Source organism: Rheinheimera sp., assembly GCF_036782235.1.
GTDB lineage: Bacteria > Pseudomonadota > Gammaproteobacteria > Enterobacterales > Alteromonadaceae > Pararheinheimera.
Window position 1 is genome coordinate 201022 of record NZ_DAIPZL010000002.1, and the last position, 23966, is coordinate 224987.

22 protein-coding genes are annotated in these 23966 nt (G+C 48.3%); 17 read left to right on the forward strand and 5 right to left on the reverse strand.

The window, feature by feature from the left end:
* Positions 1-61: 61 nt before the first annotated feature.
* The 6 genes from dauA to argH all read left to right on the forward strand — a co-directional run bounded on the left by dauA (position 62) and on the right by argH (position 7828).
* Positions 62-1834, forward strand: coding sequence for a C4-dicarboxylic acid transporter DauA (dauA, locus tag V7P87_RS03135; RefSeq protein WP_333796126.1), 1773 nt, complete (start codon positions 62-64; stop codon positions 1832-1834).
* Between the two features lie 410 nt (positions 1835-2244).
* Positions 2245-3291 (forward strand): N-acetyl-gamma-glutamyl-phosphate reductase, encoded by a 1047-nt coding sequence (argC, locus tag V7P87_RS03140; RefSeq protein WP_333796127.1) that lies wholly within the window; start codon positions 2245-2247, stop codon positions 3289-3291.
* Positions 3291-4082 carry an acetylglutamate kinase gene (argB, locus tag V7P87_RS03145; RefSeq protein WP_296295532.1) on the forward strand — a complete coding sequence of 264 codons (792 nt, stop codon included), beginning with the start codon at positions 3291-3293 and terminating at the stop codon, positions 4080-4082. The genes argC and argB overlap by 1 nt, the downstream gene beginning before the upstream one ends.
* Positions 4083-4211: 129 nt before the next feature.
* On the forward strand, positions 4212-5126 hold the full coding sequence (locus tag V7P87_RS03150) for an ornithine carbamoyltransferase (RefSeq protein ID WP_333796128.1): 915 nt from the start codon (positions 4212-4214) through the stop codon (positions 5124-5126).
* Positions 5127-5134: 8 nt separating this feature from the next.
* Positions 5135-6352 carry an argininosuccinate synthase gene (locus tag V7P87_RS03155; protein WP_296295537.1) on the forward strand — a complete coding sequence of 406 codons (1218 nt, stop codon included), beginning with the start codon at positions 5135-5137 and terminating at the stop codon, positions 6350-6352.
* Positions 6353-6448: 96 nt separating this feature from the next.
* On the forward strand, positions 6449-7828 hold the full coding sequence (gene argH / locus V7P87_RS03160) for an argininosuccinate lyase (RefSeq protein WP_333796129.1): 1380 nt from the start codon (positions 6449-6451) through the stop codon (positions 7826-7828).
* 101 nt (positions 7829-7929) lie between these two features.
* Here argH and V7P87_RS03165 read toward each other — a convergent pair whose 3' ends face one another.
* Positions 7930-10338 carry a penicillin-binding protein 1A gene (locus V7P87_RS03165; protein ID WP_333796130.1) on the reverse strand — a complete coding sequence of 803 codons (2409 nt, stop codon included), beginning with the start codon at positions 10336-10338 and terminating at the stop codon, positions 7930-7932.
* A 294-nt stretch (positions 10339-10632) separates the two neighbouring features.
* On the opposite strand from V7P87_RS03165, the gene V7P87_RS03170 reads away from it, so the two are divergent.
* From V7P87_RS03170 to V7P87_RS03210, 9 genes are all read left to right on the forward strand, one after another.
* Positions 10633-11712, forward strand: a complete 1080-nt coding sequence (locus V7P87_RS03170) for a pilus assembly protein PilM (protein ID WP_333796131.1) — start codon at positions 10633-10635, stop codon at positions 11710-11712.
* A complete protein-coding gene (locus tag V7P87_RS03175; RefSeq protein ID WP_333796132.1) occupies positions 11700-12311 on the forward strand; it encodes a PilN domain-containing protein in 612 nt (203 codons plus the stop codon). Before V7P87_RS03170 ends, V7P87_RS03175 begins: the two co-directional genes overlap by 13 nt.
* Positions 12308-12898: a type 4a pilus biogenesis protein PilO gene (locus V7P87_RS03180; protein WP_333796133.1), complete on the forward strand. Its 591-nt coding sequence runs from the start codon at positions 12308-12310 to the stop codon at positions 12896-12898. The genes V7P87_RS03175 and V7P87_RS03180 overlap by 4 nt, the downstream gene beginning before the upstream one ends.
* The gene (locus V7P87_RS03185) at positions 12898-13434 is read left to right on the forward strand and encodes a pilus assembly protein PilP (protein WP_333796134.1); all 537 of its coding nucleotides are present in this window, start codon (positions 12898-12900) and stop codon (positions 13432-13434) included. The genes V7P87_RS03180 and V7P87_RS03185 overlap by 1 nt, the downstream gene beginning before the upstream one ends.
* A gap of 16 nt (positions 13435-13450) precedes the next feature.
* Positions 13451-15511, forward strand: coding sequence for a type IV pilus secretin PilQ (locus V7P87_RS03190; protein ID WP_333796135.1), 2061 nt, complete (start codon positions 13451-13453; stop codon positions 15509-15511).
* Between the two features lie 159 nt (positions 15512-15670).
* Positions 15671-16189, forward strand: coding sequence for a shikimate kinase AroK (gene aroK, locus V7P87_RS03195; protein WP_260655951.1), 519 nt, complete (start codon positions 15671-15673; stop codon positions 16187-16189).
* A 24-nt stretch (positions 16190-16213) separates the two neighbouring features.
* On the forward strand, positions 16214-17293 hold the full coding sequence (gene aroB, locus V7P87_RS03200) for a 3-dehydroquinate synthase (protein ID WP_333796136.1): 1080 nt from the start codon (positions 16214-16216) through the stop codon (positions 17291-17293).
* A complete protein-coding gene (locus V7P87_RS03205) occupies positions 17294-18892 on the forward strand; it encodes an AAA family ATPase (protein ID WP_333796137.1) in 1599 nt (532 codons plus the stop codon).
* A gap of 15 nt (positions 18893-18907) precedes the next feature.
* On the forward strand, positions 18908-19747 hold the full coding sequence (locus tag V7P87_RS03210; RefSeq protein WP_333796138.1) for a Dam family site-specific DNA-(adenine-N6)-methyltransferase: 840 nt from the start codon (positions 18908-18910) through the stop codon (positions 19745-19747).
* A gap of 13 nt (positions 19748-19760) precedes the next feature.
* Here V7P87_RS03210 and V7P87_RS03215 read toward each other — a convergent pair whose 3' ends face one another.
* The 3 genes from V7P87_RS03215 to V7P87_RS03225 all read right to left on the reverse strand — a co-directional run bounded on the left by V7P87_RS03215 (position 19761) and on the right by V7P87_RS03225 (position 21138).
* The gene (locus V7P87_RS03215; protein WP_333796139.1) at positions 19761-19952 is read right to left on the reverse strand and encodes a DUF2970 domain-containing protein; all 192 of its coding nucleotides are present in this window, start codon (positions 19950-19952) and stop codon (positions 19761-19763) included.
* Positions 19949-20224 (reverse strand): hypothetical protein, encoded by a 276-nt coding sequence (locus V7P87_RS03220; RefSeq protein ID WP_333796140.1) that lies wholly within the window; start codon positions 20222-20224, stop codon positions 19949-19951. Before V7P87_RS03220 ends, V7P87_RS03215 begins: the two co-directional genes overlap by 4 nt.
* A gap of 164 nt (positions 20225-20388) precedes the next feature.
* Complete coding sequence (locus tag V7P87_RS03225) at positions 20389-21138, reverse strand: TorF family putative porin (RefSeq protein WP_333796141.1); 750 nt, start codon at positions 21136-21138, stop codon at positions 20389-20391.
* Positions 21139-21378: 240 nt separating this feature from the next.
* On the opposite strand from V7P87_RS03225, the gene rpe reads away from it, so the two are divergent.
* Both rpe and trpS read left to right on the forward strand, forming a co-directional pair.
* Positions 21379-22053 (forward strand): ribulose-phosphate 3-epimerase, encoded by a 675-nt coding sequence (rpe, locus tag V7P87_RS03230; protein WP_442967922.1) that lies wholly within the window; start codon positions 21379-21381, stop codon positions 22051-22053.
* A gap of 89 nt (positions 22054-22142) precedes the next feature.
* Positions 22143-23153, forward strand: coding sequence for a tryptophan--tRNA ligase (gene trpS, locus V7P87_RS03235; protein WP_333796142.1), 1011 nt, complete (start codon positions 22143-22145; stop codon positions 23151-23153).
* Positions 23154-23270: 117 nt separating this feature from the next.
* Here the strand turns inward: trpS and plsY are convergent, their stop codons facing one another.
* Entirely contained in the window at positions 23271-23879 is a 609-nt protein-coding gene (gene plsY / locus V7P87_RS03240) for a glycerol-3-phosphate 1-O-acyltransferase PlsY (protein WP_296295567.1), read from the reverse strand.
* Between the last annotated feature and the right edge of the window lie 87 nt (positions 23880-23966).

Genomic DNA, 23966 nt, shown 5'->3' on the forward strand with positions numbered 1-23966 from the left:
TTTCCGCTGTATTTTCGGTTATGCTTGCAGCTTCTGACCATGGTTTTTTCAGGAGCGGTTTATGTCTCATCGCGCTTATCTGTTTTCTCTTCGGATTGGTCATGCCTTACGCGACACTGCGGCAGAAGGTTATGGCCGGCAGCAACTGACAAAAGATCTGCTGGCTGGCCTGACTGTTGGTATTATTGCCATCCCTCTTGCTATGGCACTGGCGATCGCCAGTGGGGTGCCCCCTCAATACGGCCTTTATACCGCTATTATTGCCGGTTTTATCATTCCGTTATGTGGTGGGTCACGTTTTAGTGTGTCCGGCCCTACCGCCGCTTTTGTGGTGATTTTGTATCCGGTGGCACAAAAATATGGCCTTGGTGGTTTGCTGATTGCGACCGTCGGGTCCGGTGTGTTGCTGGTGATGATGGCGATGCTGCGGCTCGGTCGTTTTATTCAATATATTCCCGAAGCTGTGACCCTGGGTTTTACCGCTGGCATAGCGGTAGTGATAGCTACGTTGCAAATCAAAGACTTATTTGGTTTGCAGCTGGCGACCATGCCCGAACACTATATTGAAAAATTACATGCGCTGATGCTGGCGGCCGATACGGCCCACTGGCCCAGTATGCTGGTGGCTGCTGTCACTTTATTGGTGATGTTTAAATGGCCGGCACTTAAGTTACCGGTACCGGCGCATCTGCCTGCGGTTCTCTCAGGTACCCTTGCTGCTTTGTTGCTGAACTGGTTTGAGTTGCCGGTGGAAACTATCGGCAGCAGATTCCAATACACCATGCAGGATGGCAGCAGCGCCAGTGGTATTCCGGATATGTTGCCAAGTTTCAGCTGGCCCTGGCAACAACCGGGCGCTGATGGCCTGTTATTGGCCTGGAGCTCGCAGATGGTCAAAGATCTGCTGGCGGCGGCTTTTGCCATGGCGATGTTGGGGGCAATTGAATCTTTGTTATGTGCTGTGGTGCTCGATGGTATGACAGGGCGGCGCCACAGTGCCAACAGTGAGCTGTTGGGGCAGGGCCTTGGCAATATCATAGCGCCGTTTTTTGGTGGTATTACTGCAACTGCGGCTTTGGCGCGTTCTGCCGCTAATGTGCGGGCTGGCGCCCAGTCGCCTGTGGCAGCTATGGTGCATGCTTTGGTGGTGCTACTGGCGCTGTTGTTATTGTCCAAATGGCTGGCGTATTTACCGATGGCGGCGATGGCGGCGTTGTTATTGGTTGTGGCCTGGAATATGAGTGAAGCAGGCAAAGCGCTGCACCTGATTAATACGGCGCCACGCAGTGATATCTGGGTCTTTACCGTGTGTTTTTCTTTTACCGTGCTGTTTGACATGGTGATTGCTATTACCAGCGGCATCATTATTGCGGCGCTGCTCTTTGTAAAAGAAGTGGCAGAGATGACCAAGGTCACAGACGTGACTGAAAGCCCAAAACTGGTGCCGGAAAAACTGGCGGAAGGTCACAAGGTATTTCGTATCAGTGGCCCGCTGTTTTTTGCCGCGGCCGACCGGGTATTTGGGGAGTTGTCGCAGCTCAGTAAAAACCAACAAAGTGTGGTGCTACTGATGGACGGTGTGTCGCTGCTGGATGCCGGTGGTTTAGTGGCGCTGGATAAATACATCAGTGCCTGCGACAAAATAAACTGTCATATTATGTTAGTGGACTTACAGTTTCAGCCGCTGAAAACTTTGGCCAAAGCGCGGATCAGGCCGGTTGAAGGCTTATTGTCGTTTTACCCCACCTTGCATGAAGCTTTGCGGTTATTACCGAAAAAAGAGCTGCATCCCGAGCATAGTCTGCAGAGCACCTTAACCGAATCAGGGCTCTAGTTTTGTATCGTCTTGCTGATCACAGCCTTTGTTGTGATCAGCAGGCTTTGATACTGCAGTTCTGACTTCAGTTGCCTGCAATAAAATTCCAGCCAAGCCAAGCCAAGCCAAGCCAAGCCAAGCCGTTGTTGCCCGTCATTCTGTGGTGATTTACCTCAGCCATACTGCACTTTGTGTTCAAATCACTGCGACTCTGTGCCTTTGGCACAGATCGAAAATTCAGTGAATTTCAGCTAGCCTTAGCCGCAGGTAAAAAGCTTGCCCTGGAATTATTGATTTTGGTGATTAATCAATATTAATTCACAAAAACAGCATAATAATTCTTGAAAATGCATGATTGACCCAGTACACTGGCCGCAGTTTGTCGCGAAACCAGTTTTATTTTCGCTTTTTTTGGAGATCGACCACTGATGTCGTCTGTAGTGTCTGACAAAACCCAAATCCGTAGTGCAGTACTTGGTGCTGCAGGTTATAGCGGCGCCGAACTTTGTGCGCTGTTAACCAGAAATCCTCACTTTGAGCTCTGCTTTGCTTACGCCTCTGCCGGCCGTAAAGCAGAGCCTTTTTCTTCGTTATACCCACGCTTCCAGCAACAAGTGGATGTGTTGGTTGAGCCCTGGACAGATGCCGAAATTGGCCGTATCCAAGGCAAAGTTGATGTGGCTTTTTTAGCCTTACCGCATGAAGCCAGTGAAGAAGTGGCGCCACTGCTCATGGCCGCCGGTATTGTGGTGGTGGATTTATCCGGTGCCTTCCGCTTAAAACAAGCGGATTTATATCCAAAATATTATGGTTATGAACATCAGCATCCGGCTCTGTTAAATGAAGCTGTTTATTCACTGATGGAATGGCTGGATAAGCCATTACCCCAGCTGATTTCAGTGCCTGGTTGTTACCCCACAGCGTGCTCGCTGGCGTTATTGCCTTTGTTAAACGCCGGTTTAGTGGCAGATAGTTGTATTCCGGTGATCAACGCCACCAGCGGTGTGTCGGGTGCAGGTCGTAAAGCGGCGCTTAATACGTCGTTTTGTGAAGTAGGTTTAAATGCTTATGGCTTTTTTAAACACAGACACAGACCGGAAATTGAACAAAATTTAGGTCGCAAAGTGGTGTTTACACCCCATTTGGGCAATTTTAAACGTGGCATTCTGGCCACTAGCGTAGTGACATTAAAATCCGGTGTTAGTGCAGAACAAGTGAAAGCCGCTTTTGTGAATGCTTATGCCGATAAACCGCTGGTGCGGTTAACCGCCACCTCACCCAATGTGGCTGATGTGGAAGGCTCACCATTTTGCGATATTTTCTGGCAACAGGACGGTGAGCAACTGGTGGTGGTGTCCGCTATCGATAACCTGCTCAAAGGTGCTGCAGCTCAGGCGATGCAGGCAGCCAACGTGAAGTTTGGCAAGCCGGAAACTGCAGGTTTATTTGCCTTTGAAAAAGCAGGAGCCCTGTGATGAGTGAGCAAACCCAACACAACGCAAAAACGCCCCTGGTATTAAAAATGGGAGGCCGGCTGCTGCAGGATAATCAGGCGTTAGATGCTTTATTAAAAGTAGTGGCACAACTTTCCAGCCAATACCCGATAGTGCTGGTGCATGGCGGTGGTGATCAGGTGGACAGCTGGCTGGCAACCTTTGGTTTTAGCACCCAAAAAATTGATGGTCAGCGCGTTTCGCCAAAAGAGCAAATGCCGGTGATCGCAGGGGCTTTGGCCGGTGCAGTGAACTGTTTAATGGTGTCACGCGCTCAGCTGCAGGGTTTACGGGCTGTAGGTTTAACCCTGGCTGCCGGGCAAAGTCTGAAGTTTGATGTGAACGAAAAACTGGGCGCTGTGGGTATTGCCAAAGCCAATGACGCAACTTTGTTGAACACCTTGCTCAGCCAGGGGTTTGTGCCAGTGTTTAGTTCTGTTGGCCAAAGTGACAACGGCGATTTATTGAATGTAAATGCAGACTTAGCTGCAGCCGCTATTTGTCAGTTGGTGCAGGGTCAGCTGGTGTTATTAACCGATGTGCCTGGCATTCTGGACGGCGAAGGAAAGCTGATTAGCGCTTTAGATGGTAAAGCAGCGCAGGCGCTGGTCGACAGTGGTGTGATTAAAGGTGGCATGAAAGTCAAACTGGATGCTGCGCTTGAAACTGCCGCTGCACTGCGACGATCCATCGTTGTTGCCGGCTGGCAGCAACCTGATGATTTGTTAAAACTGATGCAACAACAAGCAGTAGGAACCTGCATCAGTGAATAAGGGGCTAGATCGTTGTAATAAAACGCCCTCAATCCCACTGAAATCCGCTTTCACGAAGGTCTGAACTACTCGGCCTTCGGGCCGATTTCCCCAATAAGGAAGCCGCAGCGCGGTCAGACAGTGTGAGTTATGAGTCAATTAAAACAGCTGTTATGTTTAGCTGAACTGGATCAACAACAATTAGCGGGCTTATTAGCTTTAGCCCTGGATATTAAACAAAAACCCGCCAACTACAGCAACGCGCTTAAAGGCAAAAGTATTGCGTTGTTGTTTGAAAAACCCAGCTTACGGACCCGCGTCAGTTTTGATGTAGGCATCAATAAACTTGGTGGTCACAGTGTGTATCTGGACCAGCAAAACGGTGCAATGGGCGTGCGCGAGTCGGTCGAAGATTTTGGCAGCAATCTCGCTTGCTGGACAGATGCGATAGTGGCGCGGGTGTATTCCCAGCAAACACTGCAAAAACTTGCTCACAGCAGTAAAAAGCCAGTGATTAACGCACTCAGTGACTTGTATCACCCTTGTCAGGCGCTGGCTGACTTACTGACGTTAAAAGAGCAGTTTGGTGACGTCAGTAAGGTGCATCTGGCTTATGTTGGTGATGGCAATAACGTGTGTCATTCGCTGATGTTAGGGGCGGCCATTATGGGCATGACTTTAACTGTGGTTACGCCACCGGGTTTTGGCCCTGACGCGCACGTGCTGCTGCGGGCTCAGGCGCTGGCGCAACAAAGTGGCGCTAAGCTGACGTTGAGTCAGCATGTGTCTTCGGCGGCCGGTGCAGATGCACTTTATACCGATACCTGGATGTCGATGGGCAATAAAGCCGATCCGGCACAGGTTGAAGCGGCTTTTGCCCCTTATCAAATCAATACGGCTGTGATGCAGCGGCTGGGCGTAAAGAACTTTATGCACTGCCTGCCTGCCCATCGTGGCCATGAAGTCACCAGCGAAGTGCTCGACAGTGACTATTCTTTGGTGTTGCAGCAGGCGGAAAACCGTATGCATGCGCAAAATGCTGTTTTAGTAAGTTTATTTGCCTGAGGCCGAACATGAATAATGCAAAACAAAATGTGAAAAAAGTAGTACTGGCGTATTCCGGTGGTTTAGATACTTCGGCCATTGTGCCTTGGCTCAAAGACAACTACGACTGTGAAGTGATTGCTTTTGTGGCAGATGTCGGCCAGGGTGCGGAAGATTTAGCCGGTGTTGAAGAAAAAGCCATTAAATCCGGTGCCAGCAGCTGTTATGTGGTGGATTTACGCGAACAGTTTGTCAAAGAAGTGATTTATCCAACCTTAAAAGCCGGTGCTGTATACGAGGGCCAGTATTTACTGGGCACTTCGATGGCGCGGCCTATTATTGCCCGTGCTCAGGTGGAGCTGGCATTAAAACTCGGTGCTGACGCGCTTTGCCACGGCTGTACCGGTAAAGGTAACGATCAGGTACGGTTTGAAGGGGCTTTTGCTGCTTTAGCGCCTCAGCTGAAAGTGATAGCTCCTTGGCGGGAGTGGGAATTTAACTCCCGTCAGTCGCTGCTTAATTATCTGGCAGAAAAAAATGTGCCGACCACAGCAACAGCCACCAAAATTTATAGCCGTGACGCCAACTTATTTCATATTTCACACGAAGGCGGTGAGCTGGAAAACCCATGGAACGAACCCTCTGAACAGGTCTGGATGTGGACCAAATCGCCGGAGCAGGCGCCGGATAAAGCACAATATCTGCAGCTGAGTTTTGAAAAAGGCGAACTCACTGCCATTGACGGTAAAACTGTGGGCGCCATTGAAGCTATTGAACAATTAAATGCTATTGGCTCTGAGCATGGTGTAGGCCGTATCGATATCGTCGAAAACCGTTTGGTTGGGATGAAATCCCGTGGCTGTTATGAAACACCGGGCGGCACCATTATTGTGGCAGCGCTACGTGCGCTGGAATCCCTTGTGTATGACCGCACCTCACTGAAATACCGTGAAGAGGTCGGTTTGGAAGTGGCGCAGCTGGTGTATGACGGCCGTTGGTTTACCCCTTTAAAAGACGCTTTATTTGCCGCTTCCAATTCGCTGGCGGAACAACTGACCGGTGATATTGTGGTGAAACTTTATAAAGGTCAGGTGACTGTTGCCAAACGCCGTTCACCTAACAGCCTGTATTCAGAAGCTTTTGCCACTTTTGATGGTGATGAAGTGTATAACCAGAAAGATGCCGCCGGTTTTATCCGCTTGTATTCTCTGGCCAGCCGTATTCGGGCGCTGCATACCAAAGGTTAAACTGCCAAAATTCCCGGTACGCCAGATTGCACGCCGGATGGATGATACAGCGGTTTCGGCCGCTGTTTTTTTATTGAGTAATTTGAGGATACAGTCATGGCCATGTGGGGCGGACGTTTTCAGGAAGCCAGTCTGGATGAGTTCCGGGCTTTTAATGACTCATTAAGTTTTGATTATCTGTTGGCGCAGCAGGACATTGCCGCGTCGCGCAGTTGGGCTATTGGCCTGGCCGAAGCTGGCATTATCACAGCAGAAGAAGCAGCTTTATTGGATGGTGCTTTGGCTGAACTGGCGCTTGAGGTTGAAGCCAACCCTGAATTGCCGCTGCAAAGTCAGGAAGAAGATATTCACAGCTGGGTTGAAGCTAAACTGGGTGAAAAAATTGGTCATGCTGCCAAAAAGCTGCATACCGGCCGCTCGCGCAATGACTTAGTGGCTACCGATCTGCGGCTTTGGAGCAAGCTCAATACCGGTTTAGTGCGTGATGCCCTCAAATCTGCAATCGGCGCTTTATTGGCATTTGCCGATAAACATCAGGCGCTGGTGATGCCGGGTTTTACTCATTTACAGCGAGCGCAGCCGGTGATGGTCAGTCACTGGGCTTTGGCTTATGTTGAAATGTTCCGCCGTGATTTAAGCCGGTTGGACGATGCACTGAAACGGATGGATGTATGCCCGCTCGGTTGTGGAGCTTTGGCCGGCACCGGTGTATTGCTCGACAGAGTCACACTGGCGCAACGTTTGGGTTTTGCAGAAGCGGCGCGTAACAGCCTGGATGCAGTGTCGGACCGGGATTATGTAGTAGAGCTGTCAGCAGCGGCCAGTTTGTGTTTAACCCATTTGTCGCGTTTATCTGAAGATGTGATTTTCTTTTGTTCAGGCGAAGCTGGCTTTTTTAAATTGGGAGATGCTATTTCTTCCGGCTCTTCGTTGATGCCACAAAAGAAAAACCCCGATGTGTTTGAACTGCTGCGTGGCAAAACCGGCCGGGTGCTTGGGCATTTAGTGGCTATTTTGCATGTATTGAAAGGTTTGCCGCTGGCTTATAACAAAGATATGCAGGAAGACAAACAAGGCTTTTTTGATTTGATGTCTACCTGGCAACAATGTTTATTGGTGCTGGCAACAGTGCTGCCGCATTTGTCGGTTAATGCCGGCCAATGTCGCCGTGCCGCTGAGCTTGGCTACAGCAATGCCACAGATCTGGCCGATTATCTGGTCAGTAAAGGTGTGGCTTTTCGCGATGCACACGAGCTCTCCGGTGAGCTGGTGCTCAAAGCTTCAGCCCAGCAAAAACCGCTGGAAGCTTTATCACTGAGCGAATTACAGGCAGTATCAGCGCTGATTGGCGATGATGTGTATGCTGCACTGACCATCGAAGCGGGTCTTGCCAAAAGAGCGGCTTTGGGCGGCACTTCACCACAACAGGTTGCGGCTGCACTCGCGGCTGCACAAAGCTGGTTTGCGGCGTTATAAAACCCGGTAACCGCAATAAAAAACCGGCATTTATGCCGGTTTTTTTGATGTTGTAGCACCCACAGATTTTCAGCGCTCAGTGGCACTAAAAATCAGGCCATTTAACGGAAAATATCAATTTCCGCAGGTTTTTGCTGATCTGCAGGTAAGTCAGGATTGGTTGGCACCGCATATTGGGTTGGTTCAGTGCCCTGACGGAAAAACTCAAAACTGCTGCTGTTGTCAGTGGCCTGGCTTAATAAGCCGGTTTTGTTGTCAATCCGCACCGACACTATGCCGACGGGAGCTGGCGGGAATTTTTCCGGCAGATCTTGGAGCGCAAGTTCGGCAAAGTTTTGCCAGACCGGCAAAGCAGTGCGGGCACCAGACTCGCCACCGGCAACTTGATCGACCCCCAGATTGCTGTTCCAGGCGGTTTTACCCAGCACACTTTCAGCATCATCAAAACCCACCCAGCTGGTGATCACCAGATCCGGGGTAAAACCAGAGAACCAGGTGTCTTTCACATCATTGGTGGTACCGGTTTTGCCGGACAAATCACGGCGTTTTAACGCCTTCAGATTTTTCGCAGTGCCGTCCCAGCCGTCGCCCCCCCAAATGGCACTTTTCATCGCTTCAGAAATTAAAAATGCGTTTTGGGCAGAAATCACTCTGGGAGCAAATTCAGCTGTGGCTTTTATATCAGTGTCGGCTGGCGCTGTTGTGTCCGCATCAGCAGCCTGGGCCGCGGCTTGCAGTGTGGCTTCGGCTTGCGCCACAGCGGCACAGTCATCACACACCTGTACAGGTTTATGCTCATAAATCAGATTGTTCTGATCATCCAGAATTTTGGTAATGATATAGGGTTTCACCAGATGACCGCCGTTGGCAAACACAGCATAACCTGTTGCCAGCTCCATCGGCGTTAATGAAGCTGAACCTAACGCTAAAGTCTGGTTGCGCGGTAAATCAGATTTGTGAAAACCAAATTTGGCCAGATGATTGATGGTGTTATCAATTCCAACACCGCTGATAAGCCGCACCGACACCACGTTTTTTGATTTAGCCAAAGCTTCACGCAGGCGGATAGGGCCGTCGTAAACGTCAGGTGAGTTTTTTGGCCGCCATGCGGTGCCTGAGCCTGCGTCCCATTCATGAATAGGGGCATCATTAATAATGGAAGCCAGGGTATAACCATGCTCCAGCGCTGCCGAATAAATAAAGGGTTTGATACTGGAACCGACCTGGCGGTTGGCCTGGGTCACCCGGTTAAACTGAGTTAAACCAAAACTGTAGCCGCCAACCAGCGCCCTTACCGCGCCATCTTTTGGATCCAGTGCAACCAGCGCACTGCTCGCTTGTGGCAGCTGGCTTAAGCGCCAGTTACCTTGCTGTTCACGCACATAAACCAGCATGCCGGGTGCCAGGATCTGGCCAGCATTTTTCGGTGGATTGGCCTGACGTTCGTTGCTGATATAAGCGCGAGCCCATTTCATACCATCCCAGTCCAGCTCAATTTTACGGCCACCAGCCAGCATTAAAGCGGCAGACTTTTGCTGCACTTCAGTCACCACAGCAGGCTGCAATTTTTCAATAGCATCCTGTTCATCCAGATAGGCCAAAATGGCTTCATCCGACAAACGTTTGTCTTCGGTAAAACTAAAGCTGCCGTCTGGATTATCCTGTTTTGTGGCAGGCCAGACGACGGCTACGGGGCCACGGAAACCATGGCGCTCGTCGTAGTTATGCAGATTTTGTTGCAGTGCAGCAACAGCGCGGGCCTGCTGCGCAGAGTTCACTGTGGTAAATACCTGGAAGCCTTTGGAATAAGCTTCTTCTTCACCATAAGTGTCTACCACTTCCTGACGGACCATTTCAGCTAAATAAGGAGCTGAAGCGGTAATTTGCGCACCATGCAATTTGGAAACAATAGGTGCCTGCACAGCTTCATCATGTTGTTGTTGTGTGATGTAACCTACTGTCAGCATACGGCCCAGTACTATATTACGGCGGGCGCGGGCGCGACTTGGCGAGCGTACCGGATTTAATACTGAAGGTGCTTGTGGCAAGCCGGCAATAATAGCAATTTCAGATAAAGTCAGATCCTGAATATTTTTACCAAAATAAACCTGGGCTGCAGCACCTACACCAAAAGCACGTTGACCCAATTCAATCCGATTCAGGTACAACTCCAGAATTTCATCTTTGGTCAGCAGCTCTTCAATATGAAATGCCAAAAAGATTTCTTTTATTTTGCGGATTATTTTCTTTTCCCGGCTCAGGAAAAACAATCTGGCTAACTGTTGGGTAATGGTACTGGCGCCCTGACTATAATCGCCTGTGGTGGCAACCACAGTGGCAGCGCGGAACACGCCAATCAGATCTATGCCCGGATGTTCGTAAAAACGCGCATCTTCGGTCGCAAGCACCGCCTGGATCAATAAAGGTGGTATTTCATTGATCTTCAGAGGGATCCTGCGCTTTTCACCAAATTGTGAAATGAGCTCACCGTCCTGACTGAAAACGCGCATAGGCGTTTGCAGCCTGACATCTTTGAGTGTTTCCACACTTGGCAGGTCATCTTTCAGATAGATATAGCTGCCAAATATCAAAGTTACGCCAAGGATCGCGCAGCTGACGGTGATAATTACCAGTTTTTTAAGCCAAGACACTGAATAGCCCCAATTTTTACTCCCATTTACCAAAATAGGCTGCTAGTATAAATTTATTAGCAGTCGTTAAAGCGCTTTAGATCCGTTTTAAAAACGACTAAGCTAGAAATCAAAACCATAATAATCATAAATTTGATACGGCCGCAGGAAGCTATGATAAATCGCCTGTTTCATACAAAAAACCCTTTAATTCTGGGGGTAGACATTGGTGCCCACACCGTGAAGGCTGTATTACTCAGTCAGCATGGTCCGCATTATAAAGTAGAAGCCTTTGCAATTGAACCTATGATTAAAGGATCGATGAACGAGCGCGAAATCCAGGACATCGAAGCCGTAGGCAACGTCATCAGTAAAATCCGCAAAAAGATTCCAAAATCAGTGAAGTTTGCTGCTGCCGCTGTGTCAGGTTCGACCGTGATCAGTAAAGTTATTTTTATGGATGCAAATTTATCTGATAACGAACTTGCCAGTCAGATAGAAGTTGAGGCTGATAGCCTGATCCCGTATCCGCTTAGTGAAGTGAGCATGGATTTTGAAAAACAGGATCTAAATCCAAACGACCCCTCTAAAGTAAACGTGTTGCTCAGTGCAGCACGTACCGAAAGTGTGCAAACCCGTGTCAGTGCTCTGGATCAAGGTGGATTCACCGCCAAGGTCATCGATGTAGAAAGTTATGCTTTAAGCCGCGCTGCCGAACTTTGTTATAAACAGCTCCCCAGCGATGCCAAATCCAAGCTGGTTGCTGTGGTTGATATCGGTGCCACTATGACTTTACTTAGTATCATGGAAGGCGGCAAAACGCTGTACACCCGTGATCAAATGTTTGGTGGCGAACAATACACCCGCAGTATTGTTTCTTATTATGGTAAAACTTACGAAGAGGCCGAGCAGGCCAAAGTAAATAATGATTTACCGCCCAATTATACCTTTGAAGTGCTTGCCCCGTTTCAGACCATGTTGTTACAGCAAGTCCGGCGTGGTATTCAGATGTATCTGACCACTTCAGGCCGTGACAATATTGATTACCTGTTGATTTCCGGTGGTACCAGTTTAATTGAAGGTGTGGATAAGTTACTCACCGACGAGCTGGGTATTCATACTGTAGTGGCCAATCCATTCTTAAATATGGAAACTGCCACTTCGGTTGACCGTGAGTTACTCAATCAGGTTGCCCCCCAATTGATGGTTGCCAGTGGTCTGGCGTTACGGAGTTTTTCGACATGGCATATATAAACCTATTGCCGTGGCGTGAAGCGCAGCGGAAACAACAACAAACACAGTTTATGACGATGCTCAGCATGGCGGGCATCTTAAGTTTTGCTGCAGTGTTTGGGTTAAGTGCAGTGTATAGCGCCAAAATTGAAGGTCAGAACAGCCGCAATGCCTATTTGCAGGGTGAAATTACAGTACTGGAACAACGTATTGTTGAGATCCGCGAGCTGGATGAAAAGAAGAAAAACCTGCAAAAGCGGATGGAGCTGATCGCCCAGTTGCAAAGTAGCCGGAACCTGGGAACCCAGATCATGGATGAAATTGCGGCCGTGGTGCCTGCCGGTGTGTATTTGTCCAATCTGCAAAAACAAGGTCCTTCTTTGCTATTGGTGGGAAAAAGCGAATCAAACAACCGTTTATCTAACATGATTCGTTCTGTTGAAAGTTCTGAGCTGTTAAAAGACCCGTTGCTGGAATTTATCGAAGCGGGTAAAGACCAAAGTCAGATCCTCAGTGATTTTAAAATTCATCTGACGGTAAAAGGTTTTGAAGCGGTGCAGGGTGAAGCCAAACCGGCGGCAGTGAAACCGGGCACTCCAGCACAGGGGACAGCAAAATGAGCATGAATTTTAATCTGGACGAACTGAACAACCTTGATATGTCGGATATGGGCTCTTGGCCTTTAGCCGGTAAAGTCATAGTGATATCAGTGCTGGCCATTCTGATTGCCACTTTAACTTTTTTCCTGCTGGTTGACGACAAAATAACCCAACTGGAAATTTCAGAAGCCAAAGAACAAGAATTACGTCAGGTATACAGAGTGAAATACGCCTCAGCGGTGAATCTGGAACTGTATAAAAAACAAATGGTAGAAATGGAGCAAACTTTTTCTTACCTGTTAAAACAGTTACCGGCTACCCATGAAACTCCTGGTTTGCTTGACGACATTACCTATGCTGGTACTTCTACCGGTTTAACTTTTGTCAAAATTAACTGGTTGCCTGAAATCGAAAAAGATTTCTACACCGAACTGCCGATCAAAATTGACGTTGTCGGTGATTATCACCAGTTTGGTAACTTCGTCAGTGAAGTTGCCAAGCTGCCGCGTATTGTTTCCCTGCATGACTTCTCCGTCAGCACAGACAAAGAAGAGCGTCTGGTCTTTAACGTGGTGGCAAAAACCTATCGGTATAAGGAGGCTCAATAATGCGTCGTTCCTTACCGGTATTAATCAGTTTGTTTTTGTTACAGGGCTGTTATGATGATTTGACCGATATTCAACAGTTTATGAATTCAGTTAAAGCCAGTACACCAGCAAAAATACCGCCGCTGCCTGAAGTAAAACAGTTTGTGCATATCAGTTATAAATCAGCAAACGGCCGCAGCCCGTTCAGTGCGCCGCGGCCTGAAGCTGTACAGGAAAAATATGCGCAGATCCAGGACTGTTTGAGTCCGGATCCGTCAAGGCGCAAAGAACCGTTAGAAAAATACGCTCTGGACAACCTGAAGATGCGTGGCACTTTGGGTGATCAGGACGATATCTGGGCTTTGATTGAAGCCTCGGACAAAACGTTACACCGGATCAGTAAAAACAATTACCTGGGATTATTCCATGGTCGTGTGATTAATGTGGATCCGGCGCAAGTGGAATTACTGGAACTCATTCCTGATGGTGCAGGTTGTTGGAAAGAACGAACCACAGTACTGCAGATGGCTGAACCAGCAGCTGTAGCCAGCAAATAAGGTATGCGAGAGAAGCATGGAAAATACAACTAAAACAATGAAAAAAGTACCGGTCAGCCGTCCTTGGTTACTGGGTTTGCTGTTGCTGTCTGCCTCTCCGGCGATGGCAGTTCCGCTGCTGTACGATGTACGTTATAACCCGTTAAGTACAGGCGAAACTGAAATCGAATTTGTGTTCGATGAAGAATTACAGACCGAACCTTCGGTACAGGTGCTTAACGATCCGTCGCGGATTGAACTGACCTTCGATGAAGCCGATTACGAAGAAAAGCTGGCTGAAGTAGTGATTGATAAAGCCGGTGTGCAAAAAGCCAAGTCTGAATTTTATAACGAGGGTTTTAAAACCTCGGTATACCTTGATTACCTGAAGCTGTACCGCACCCGTGTGAAAGGTAACGTGTTTTATCTGCAGATTTCTGACAACCCAACCGAAACAGGTCCTGGTCAGAGTGCCGATGTAACTCCTACTTATATCAACAAAGTGAATGCCATCGATTTTCGTCGTGGTGAAAAAGGCGAAGCCCGGGTGCTGGTATTCTTAAAAGAGAACACAGCTGCGGTCGATGTGTCTGAAAAGCTTGGCAAAATTGTGGTGGAATTCCACAACACTGACATTCTGGAAGAGTTGTTGTATCAACTGGATGTAATGGACTTTGGCACTGTGGTTAAAGGCATTGAAACCTTTAAAGAAGGTGCTTTAACCCGTTTGGTGATTGAGCCGACCGAAGCCTTTAAGTTTAACTATCAGCAAGTTGACAATATTTTCAGCTTAAGTGTGGAAAAAGACGAATCTGCCGTTGGTTTTATGGCCGGTGGTAAAGAATATAAAGGTCGTGCTATCTCTTTGAACTTCCAGGATATTCCGGTTCGTACCGTGTTGCAGATCATCGCAGACTATAACGGTTTTAACCTGGTGACCAGCGACTCAGTCAACGGTAATATCACCTTACGTCTGGACGGTACTCCCTGGGATCAGGCGCTTGATATCGTACTGAAAGTCCGTGGTCTGGATAAGCGTATGGACGGCAACATTCTGATGGTGGCGCCAACAGACGAACTTGCTGAGCGTGAAGCCAAAGAATTACAGGCCCGTAATAAAGTAGAAGAACTGGAAGCTTTATACTCAGAATTTATTGCGGTGAACTATGCCAAAGCGGCTGACTTAGCCAATCTGCTCAGCAACAAAGACGCTTCGTTACTCACAGCCCGTGGTGTGGTGTCGGTTGACGACAGAACCAACACTATTTTGTTAAAAGACACCGCCAAGGCCATTGAAAACGTGCGCCGTTTAGTCGAACGTTTAGACGTGCCGGTGAAACAGGTGCTGATTGAATCCCGTATGGTGACGGTAAAAGACAGTGTGGCGGACGAACTGGGGATTCGCTGGGGTTTTAACGACCAGCAGCTGACGAAAGGTGTGGGGGGCAGTGCTATAGCTGCCAACCAATTGGCCAATGGCGTGATCCCAACGTTGGACAACAGATATAACGTGAACCTGCCAACAACGGGCACAACAACTGCTGGCCGTATTGGTTTCCATATTGCCAAGTTAGGCGACGGTACGCTGATTGATTTGGAACTGTCGGCGCTGGAAGAAGAAAACAAAGCTGAAATAGTAGCTTCACCTCGTATTTCGACGGCCAACCAGAAAAAAGCCCGCATTGAGCAGGGTGTGGAGATTCCTTATGTCCAGTCGGCCTCAAGCGGTGCCACTACAGTTGAATTTAAAAAGGCCGTCTTAAGTCTGGAAGTCACACCTCAGGTCACGCCGGATAACAAAATTATTCTGGATTTGGTGGTGACGCAGGATACCGAAGGTAAAATTGTTCCTACAGCCACTGGTAACGCTGTGGCCATTGATACTCAGCGTATTCAGACCCAGGTGTTGGTGGATAATGGTGAAACCATAGTACTGGGTGGTATTTACCAGCAACAAACCGTTAATACAGTGCAAAAAGTACCTTTCTTCGGCGATATTCCATACGTTGGCGCTATGTTCCGCCGCTCACTGGATAAAACCGAGAAGAAAGAACTCCTGATTTTCGTCACGCCAAAGATATTGACTGAAAACAAATAATGTCTTGCTCTGAGCTTCACAGGACCCGGCCGGGTCCTGTGAAATTTAGCTTGCTAAGCTATCGGCAAAACTGACATAATTCAGCGCTTCAAATTTTCGTGGGAGCTTTTAGGTCCTGACATCAACCCTCATTTAGTTAGCTGATTAGCATTACGACATATGGCAGAGAAACGCAATATCTTCCTTGTTGGCCCTATGGGCGCAGGAAAAAGTACCATTGGCCGTCATTTAGCAGAAATGCTGCATCTCGACTTCTACGACTCAGATCAGGAAATTGAGCGCCGTACCGGTGCAGACATTGCCTGGGTTTTTGATTTGGAAGGCGAAGAAGGCTTCCGCATTCGTGAAGAAAACGTCATTGAAGATCTGACCGAACTGCAGGGCATAGTACTGGCCACTGGCGGTGGTTCAGTGTTAAGCAAAGAAACGCGTAACCGTTTATCAGCACGTGGCATTGTGGTTTATCTGGAAACGCCGATTGAAAAGCAGGTTGCCAGAACCCAACGTGATAAACGTCGTCCATTATTGCAAACTGAAGAAGCACCACAACATGTGCTGGAACGCCTGGCTGCTGAGCGTAATCCGTTGTATGAAGAAATCGCCGATTTCACCATCCGGACTGACGAACAAAGTGCCCGTTCCGTTGCCAATCAGATTGTTGAACAACTGGGTTTTTAATTTTTCCAGCTAAGGGGACTGTCGATGGAAAAAGTTGCCGTTCAACTTGGCCAGCGCAGTTACCCGATTGTTATTGCGCCTGACCTTCTCACCAGCGCGCAGCAGGTGCCGGAGCTGTTGATGCTCTGGCGCTACAAAAAAGTTGCGATTATCTCCAATCCTACTGTTGCTGCTTTATACCTGCCACAAATCCGAACCTTGTTTGCCGGCCAAACAGTCACAGAAATTTTGCTTCCTGATGGCGAAGCTTATAAAAATCTGCAGTCTTTTGAGCAGGTGAATTCATTTTTGCTGGAACAGCGTATGCCACGTGACGGGCTGTTAGTGGCGCTTGGTGGTGGTGTGATTGGTGATTTAACCGGTTTTGTTGCAGCCTGTTATCAACGTGGCACCGCATTTTTGCAGATCCCAACCACTTTGTTATCTCAGGTTGACTCTTCAGTTGGCGGCAAAACGGCCGTCAACCATGCACTTGGCAAAAATATGATTGGTGCTTTTCACCAACCCCAGGCCGTGCTGATTGATACCCGGGTTTTAGCCTCATTACCGGCGCGTGAATTCAGCGCAGGTATGGCTGAGGTGATTAAATATGGTTTGCTTGGTGATATGGCCTTTTTTGGCTGGCTGGAACAGCAACAGCAGGCCATTGTTGCGCTCAAGGAGCCGCAACTCAGTCAGATGATCCGTCACTGTTGTCAGATGAAAGCCGATATTGTCAGCCGCGACGAGACAGAACAGGGTGAACGTGCCTTATTAAATCTGGGCCATACCTTTGGCCATGCCATCGAAGCCTGGTTAGGTTATGGTGAATGGTTACACGGTGAAGCTGTTGCCGTTGGCATGATGATGGCATTTGAACTTGCTGCCGCCCGTGGTTGGGTACAGCCTGAGGATGTTGTCAGAGTCCGCAATTTATTATTGGCTTTTGCTTTACCCGTAAAGCCGCCGGCCGGTATGAAGATAACGGACTTTCTGCCTTATATGAAAACCGACAAAAAAGTAAAAGACGGCCATATGCGCTTTATCTTGCCAAAATCGCTTGGGGTCGCCATCATCGTTGACGATGTCACAGAAACAGAATTACAGCAGGTTTTTGCCGGATAAATGTCTGAATTACAACAAAAGTTAACTCATATGAAAGGCTTATTGCCTTCACAGCGGCAATGGCTGGAAAGGTTAGTGTTCCAGCTGGAGTTTAATCCTTATCAGCGCATTCATATGGTGGGCGGGCCTGGCACCGGCAAAACCACTTTAACGCTGGCGATTGCCGATTTGTTATCCAGTCAGTTTAATCTGGCACTGATTAAAGCCGAACCTGAATTAACCGCAGCCAGGGTGCGCCAACACGTGCTGGAGCACTGGTTCGGTGTCTGTAAAGACTCAACTAAACCGATGATCCAGCTGGTAGGGGACAGAGAGCTTACCGAACCACTGGCCTTAGTGATTGATCAGGCTGAATATCTACCCGCTGAACTCTGGGCTGAACTAGCACAATTACCTTGTCTGGTGATCGCTGCTACCGAACATCCGGCTGATGCTGCAGAGCTGAATCTGCCGTTGCCGGCGCTTGGCCTGGAAGACGCTCAGTTATTGCTCGAAGGCAGTGGTTTAAATACCCTGACTGTTGCTGATCGGATGGATACAGCGCTTGGCAATATGCATATTTTGCTGGACCCTTCACTGGCGCGTCGGCCAACACCAAAAACAGAAATAAAAACTGCGTCGCTGGCGAAACCTTTGCTGGTATTTACCGGCGGTATGGCACTGATTGCGGCTGTGGTGTTTTTTTGGTTCTGGACCGAACAGCAACAGCAACCTGCCGGTTTGGGTGAGCTGACTTATCTGCCGGAAGAACAAGAGGTAGCGCCCGCTCCAGTGGCTACAACAGCGGTGCCTGCAGCAAATAAAGCTGTGGTGGAAAAGCTGGTGGGTGAACTGGAGCAGGTGGGCAGTAAAACTGCGTCGTCCAGTGCAGAAGGAATGGCCAAACCCGTTGATTTTGCTGCCGCAGAGCAAGGGCTGGGTGTTGCGACCGGGCAGCCGGCAATTGAAGCCTCTGTCGAGCCTGAGCTTAAGGAGAATTCCTCAGTATTGGCCGAAGATAGCAGTCCAGCAGCTGCAACAGAAGAAGCTCAAACAGTCAAAAACGAACAGCCGCACTCTGTTCCGACCCAGGTACCTGACTTAACTCAGGGCAGCGCCGAACAAGCGCAGCCACAAGCAAAACCACAGCAGCAGCTTGCCCCTGAAGCTGAGTTATCTGTTGCTGATGAAATGACCGAAGAAGTCGCAGGTCAACCACAGCGCAGAGCCCAGACAATGGCAGAGCCGGTCGCCGAGCCGGAAGAGGATTTAGTGGCACAAGCCCAGGCTGAGCTGAAGAAAGCGCCAGCGGCCACCCAGCCAAGTGCCGGTGGTTATGCTTTCCAGGAATCTGAGTTATTGTCGATGTCTGGTATGGCATTACAGCTGGTGGTGTTTTCAAACGAAGCGGCGTTAAAGTCATTTTTGGCTTCGGAGCCATCTTTGCAAACCTACACCTATCAGCGCACAAAAAATGGTCAACGTCAGTTGGTGGTGGTGATGGCGCCATTTGCGGACGCGGTGGAAGCCAAAGCGCAGATTTCGGCTTTACCTAAAGCGCTGCAACAGGCTTTTGTAAAACCACTGGCCGATATTCATAGTGAAATCAGTGTTCAATAAGCAGGCAGGTTCACTTTGAATAAAAATCCGGTGAAAAAGCAGCGCGCTTTTTTGAAGTGGGCGGGCGGCAAATATAACCTGATGGAAGCTATTGTCGGGCATTTGCCGGATGCAGATGTGCTAGTTGAGCCTTTTGTCGGTGCTGGGTCTGTGTTTTTAAACACCAACTATTCCCGTTATCTGCTCAACGACATCAATGCTGATTTGATTCATTTGTATCAGTTTTTACAGCAAAAACCCCAGCAACTGATTAACGACGCCCGGTTATTATTTGCTGAAAGCAATAATGAAAAATCGGCATTTCTGGCATTGCGCCAATTGTTTAATCAAACAACAGATCCTTATCAGCGTTCGTTATTGTTTTTATTCTTAAACCGGCATTGTTATAACGGTTTATGCCGTTATAACCAGTCCGGCCTGTTTAATGTGCCTTTTGGTAAATATAAAAAACCTTATTTCCCGGAAGCTGAGCTGGAAGCTTTTGCTGAAAAGGCCAGCAGAGCCACTTTTGTTTGTATGGACTACCAGCAGTTGTTTGCCCAATTGCCTGCCAAAGCTGTGGTGTATTGCGACCCGCCTTATGTACCTTTGTCAAAAACGGCCAGTTTTACTTCTTATGCCAAAAACAGTTTTAATCTGGACGACCAGGCGGATTTAGCGAATTTGTCGGAGCAAGCGCAGCAGCGTGGCCATTCGGTGCTGATCAGCAACCATGACACCAGCTGGACCCGGAAAATTTATCAGGGCGCCGAGTTACATTCGATTCAGGTGGGACGCTCTATCAGTCAGAAGGGTAGTACCAGGGGTAAAGTGGCAGAGCTGTTTGCTTTGTATAAAAGCACTGCAGCGCGTTGAAACTGTTCGGCTTTTAGTTTAACACCAGTTTGACTGTGATCAGCAGCACAGCCACAAACAGCAGAGTGGTAATAATACCGGCCACTATATAAGGCACAGGGCTGCTGCTGTTAAAGTCTTGCTGACGTTGTTGTTCAGATTGAACCCCAATGAAGGCCCCAGCCACAGCCTTAAACAGTTGTTTCAGGCTGGGTTGCCGTTTCATGATGCTGATTTGTGGTGGAAACGGCTGAGCAATTCCAATAAATCAATAAAATGGAATTGGGTAGAGCGGCTATGGCCACTAAACCAGGACGACCAGCTTGGTTGGGGGGCCTGATCACATTGCACCGTAATTTGTTCGATGCCTTGCTCAGAGATTAAAATGGTTTTATTGCACGAGGCAATATGGGGTTCACTTTGTGCCGGCAATAACAACACCACTGCGCTTAATCCAAGCAGCAGGCCGGTCATTTTGAGTAGAGTTGGTGTTTTCATCAGTCGCAGATCCATCGGTTGACTGGCGAATAATACAGCAGTGATTGCAATTGAACAAGCCATTGCTTTGTTTTCCCAGATAAGGGAGCTGATAGCCAGACTGTATGTTTAACGTCTCACAGCAACTGTGACTAGTGCTGCTGTGAGAGCGTTTTATCTTCAGATCAGAAGCTTTTGGTTAGGGTAGCAACCAGGCGGCCATCGCAGAGGTTGCATTGAGCTGAACTGTCGATATCAGTGTCTGCGTATTTCAGTGCGATGGAGGCACCAAGCAGCGTGGTGCTGGCACCAATGCTCCAATCCAGATAACCATCCCCAGACACAGGGCCAGCCGCCAGGAAAGTGCTGTATTGGGTGTTGTTTTCAAACTGGTTATAAGATGCATGGAACTGCAATGTCAGATTATCAAGCAGTGTGTAGTTATAATCAGCGGAGTAATAATAATAAGTGTCAACGTCAGTGCCAAAATAGTCGTTGGAATAGGCCAGGCCCAGGGTTAAATCTTTATAAATAAATTTGCCGTAGGCTTCATAAAAATTAAATTGGTCGGTGTCGTTGTCACCATTTGGGTAACGATATTGCATCACACCCAGATCCGTACTCCATTCATCAGACAACTTACCTGTCCAGCCGGCCAACAAATCCAGCTCCATCGAACCCTGACCAAAACTGATATTTGAGCCCCAGGTGGACAGATAAAAACCACTGTCGGTATTTAAGGTCAGGCCGCCCTGTAACGCCATACCTTCGTTGGTTTGGGAAATACCACGGAACAAATAGTCGGAAGTCAGGCTGATATTGCCGCTGAGCGTGGGTTCAGCCTGACTGGAAAAACTATGGCTTGCCAGCAGCAATAATGTTGAGGTTAATGCAATGGAACATGGCTTCCGTAACGGTGTTGCAGTTTTTTTCATGTGATTTGCCCTTATCTGAAAGTATCACTTTTGGCTATTCCATTTTTATGCCATAGAAAAATATTTATAGGATTCAATGGTCTAGTGTAGCTGTATATTTGACAATTGCCGCTACTGCGCACATTTGGTGCGTAATTGCCTGTTTTATGGGCGCTTTGTGACAGGCAACGGCTGCTTTGGCGGCACAAATCGGTTACATTAAGCGCCAATTTTTATTTGCCATAAGCGGAGATAAGTCTGATGCAACCATTTTGGCTGGCGCCTTCAATTTTATCGGCTGATTTAGCCAGGCTGGGTGACGATGTAGCGCGCGTGCTCAGCGCAGGCGCCGATGTGGTGCATTTTGACGTGATGGACAATCACTATGTGCCCAATCTGACTTTTGGCCCTATGTTATGCAGCGCTTTGCGCAATTATGGTATTACCGCCCCAATTGACGTGCATTTAATGGTAGAACCGGTGGATGCACTGATCCCGCAATTTGCCAAAGCCGGTGCCAGCATTATTACTTTTCATCCTGAAGCTTCCAAACATATCGACCGCAGCCTGCAGCTTATTCGCGAACAGGGTTGTCAGGCCGGTTTAGTGTTTAACCCGGCGACGCCTTTAAGCTACCTTGAACATGTGATGGATAAAGTGGACGTGATTTTGCTGATGTCGGTGAACCCGGGTTTTGGTGGCCAGAGTTTTATTCCATCAACACTGGATAAACTGCAAAAAGCACGGCAACTGATTGATCAAAGCGGCTTACCTATCCGGCTGGAAGTGGACGGTGGTGTGAAAGTCGAAAATATCGCCGAAATAGCCGCTGCCGGCGCCGATATGTTTGTGGCAGGTTCGGCCATTTTTAGCCAGCCGGATTACGCTGCAGTGATTGCACAAATGCGCGCTGAACTGGCCAAAGTTGCCCGTTAAGCACACTGTCATTTCAGTGGTTGCAGGGTATAATCGCGGCAATTTTTTAGTTTGATCCCAAGGTTTGGATCATCAGTAACGGATTTTTTATGACAGCAAGCAAGAAACCCATTGTATTAAGCGGTGCTCAGCCTTCGGGTCAGCTCACTATCGGCAATTATCTTGGTGCTTTGCGCCAGTGGGACCGCATGCAGGACGATTATGACTGTCTGTATTGTATTGTGGATTTGCATGCCATTACCGTACGCCAGGACCCAGCGGCCCTGCGCAGTGCATCACTGGATTCTCTGGCCTTGTATCTGGCTTGTGGCATCGACCCGGAGCGTTCAGCAGTGTTTATGCAGTCACATGTGGCAGAACACAGCCAGTTAGCCTGGGTATTAAACTGCTATACCCAGTTTGGTGAATTAAGCCGGATGACACAGTTTAAAGATAAATCTGAGCGTCATAACAATAACGTTAATGCCGGTTTGTTTACCTATCCGGTGTTAATGGCTGCTGACATTCTGTTGTATCAGGCTAATCAGGTGCCGGTTGGTCATGATCAAAAACAACATCTGGAATTAGCCCGTGATGTGGCCATGCGTTTTAACGCTTTGCATGGTGATGTATTTACGGTGCCAGAACCTTATATTCCCCCTGTTGCAGCCCGGGTGATGAGCTTGCAGGAACCAACAAAAAAGATGTCAAAGTCGGACGAAAATCCATGGAACTTTGTTGGTTTGCTGGAAGATCCAAAAATGATCAGCAAAAAATTCAAGAAAGCCATGACCGATTCGGAAGATCCACCAAGGGTGTATTTTGATATCGACAACAAACCTGGTGTGGCTAACCTGCTGAGTATTTTGTCAGGTGTGACGAACAAGTCGGTGGAAGCACTGGTGAATGAATACGAAGGCAAAATGTATGGCCATTTAAAAACTGACGTGGCTGATGCAGTCATTGCTTTGCTGGAGCCGGTGCAACAACGGTATGCACAAATCAGGCAGGATCAGCAGCTGATGAATGACGTGATGCGTGCCGGCGCTGCCAATGCCCGGCAGCGTGCAGTTGCAACCTTAGCCAAGGTTAACGAAGCTGTTGGTTTTGTGATGCCATAACCGATTGATGAATAAATAAAAAAGGAGGCTATGCCTCCTTTTTTATTTGTTGTAGCGTCTGCTTTTAAAAAAGCGCACAACACCCGGCTTTAAACGGGTCAGCATTGCCTGACATATTTATTCTTTTGGTCTTTTGGTTTTATCCCAGACCTTAGATTCATTGCCTTGCCATAAACGCACAATATTCTGCCGGTGCCGGATCACAATCAGAATGCTCAACATCAAAACCGGAATTGTATATAAAGGTTTAATGAACCAAGTAAAAATTGGAGCCAAACTGACAGTAACCACTGCAGCAAAAGACGAATAACCGGTAGCACCGACCAGAATCATCCAGGTTGCAATTAATAAACCCGCCAGATCAAGGCCTATTGGCATCATGGTGCCAAAAGCAGTGGCCACAGCTTTACCACCCTGAAAGCCAAAAAATACCGGATAAATATGCCCAAGGCAGGCGCAGATGGCGATCATGCCCAGGTAAAAAGCTTCGATACCGAGAAAATAAGAACCCCAGACCGGGATAGTGCCTTTGAGCACGTCAAACACCAGCACCAAGACAGCGGGCAGCGTACCGCCCAGACGCAGCACGTTGGTGGCTCCGGGATTGCCGGAACCATGACGGCGCGGATCAGGCAGCCTGAACAGCTTGCTGACAATAACGGCTGATGAAACCGAACCGCACAAATAAGCAGCTATCATCATCAGGCCGATACTGGTTGTTATCAATGGATTTCCTCAACACCTGGTTTTGCGTTAAGATCGCGTCGGATTTACGAAAGCGGTCAGATTATCGGCTTTTTTACGCTTTGCCTA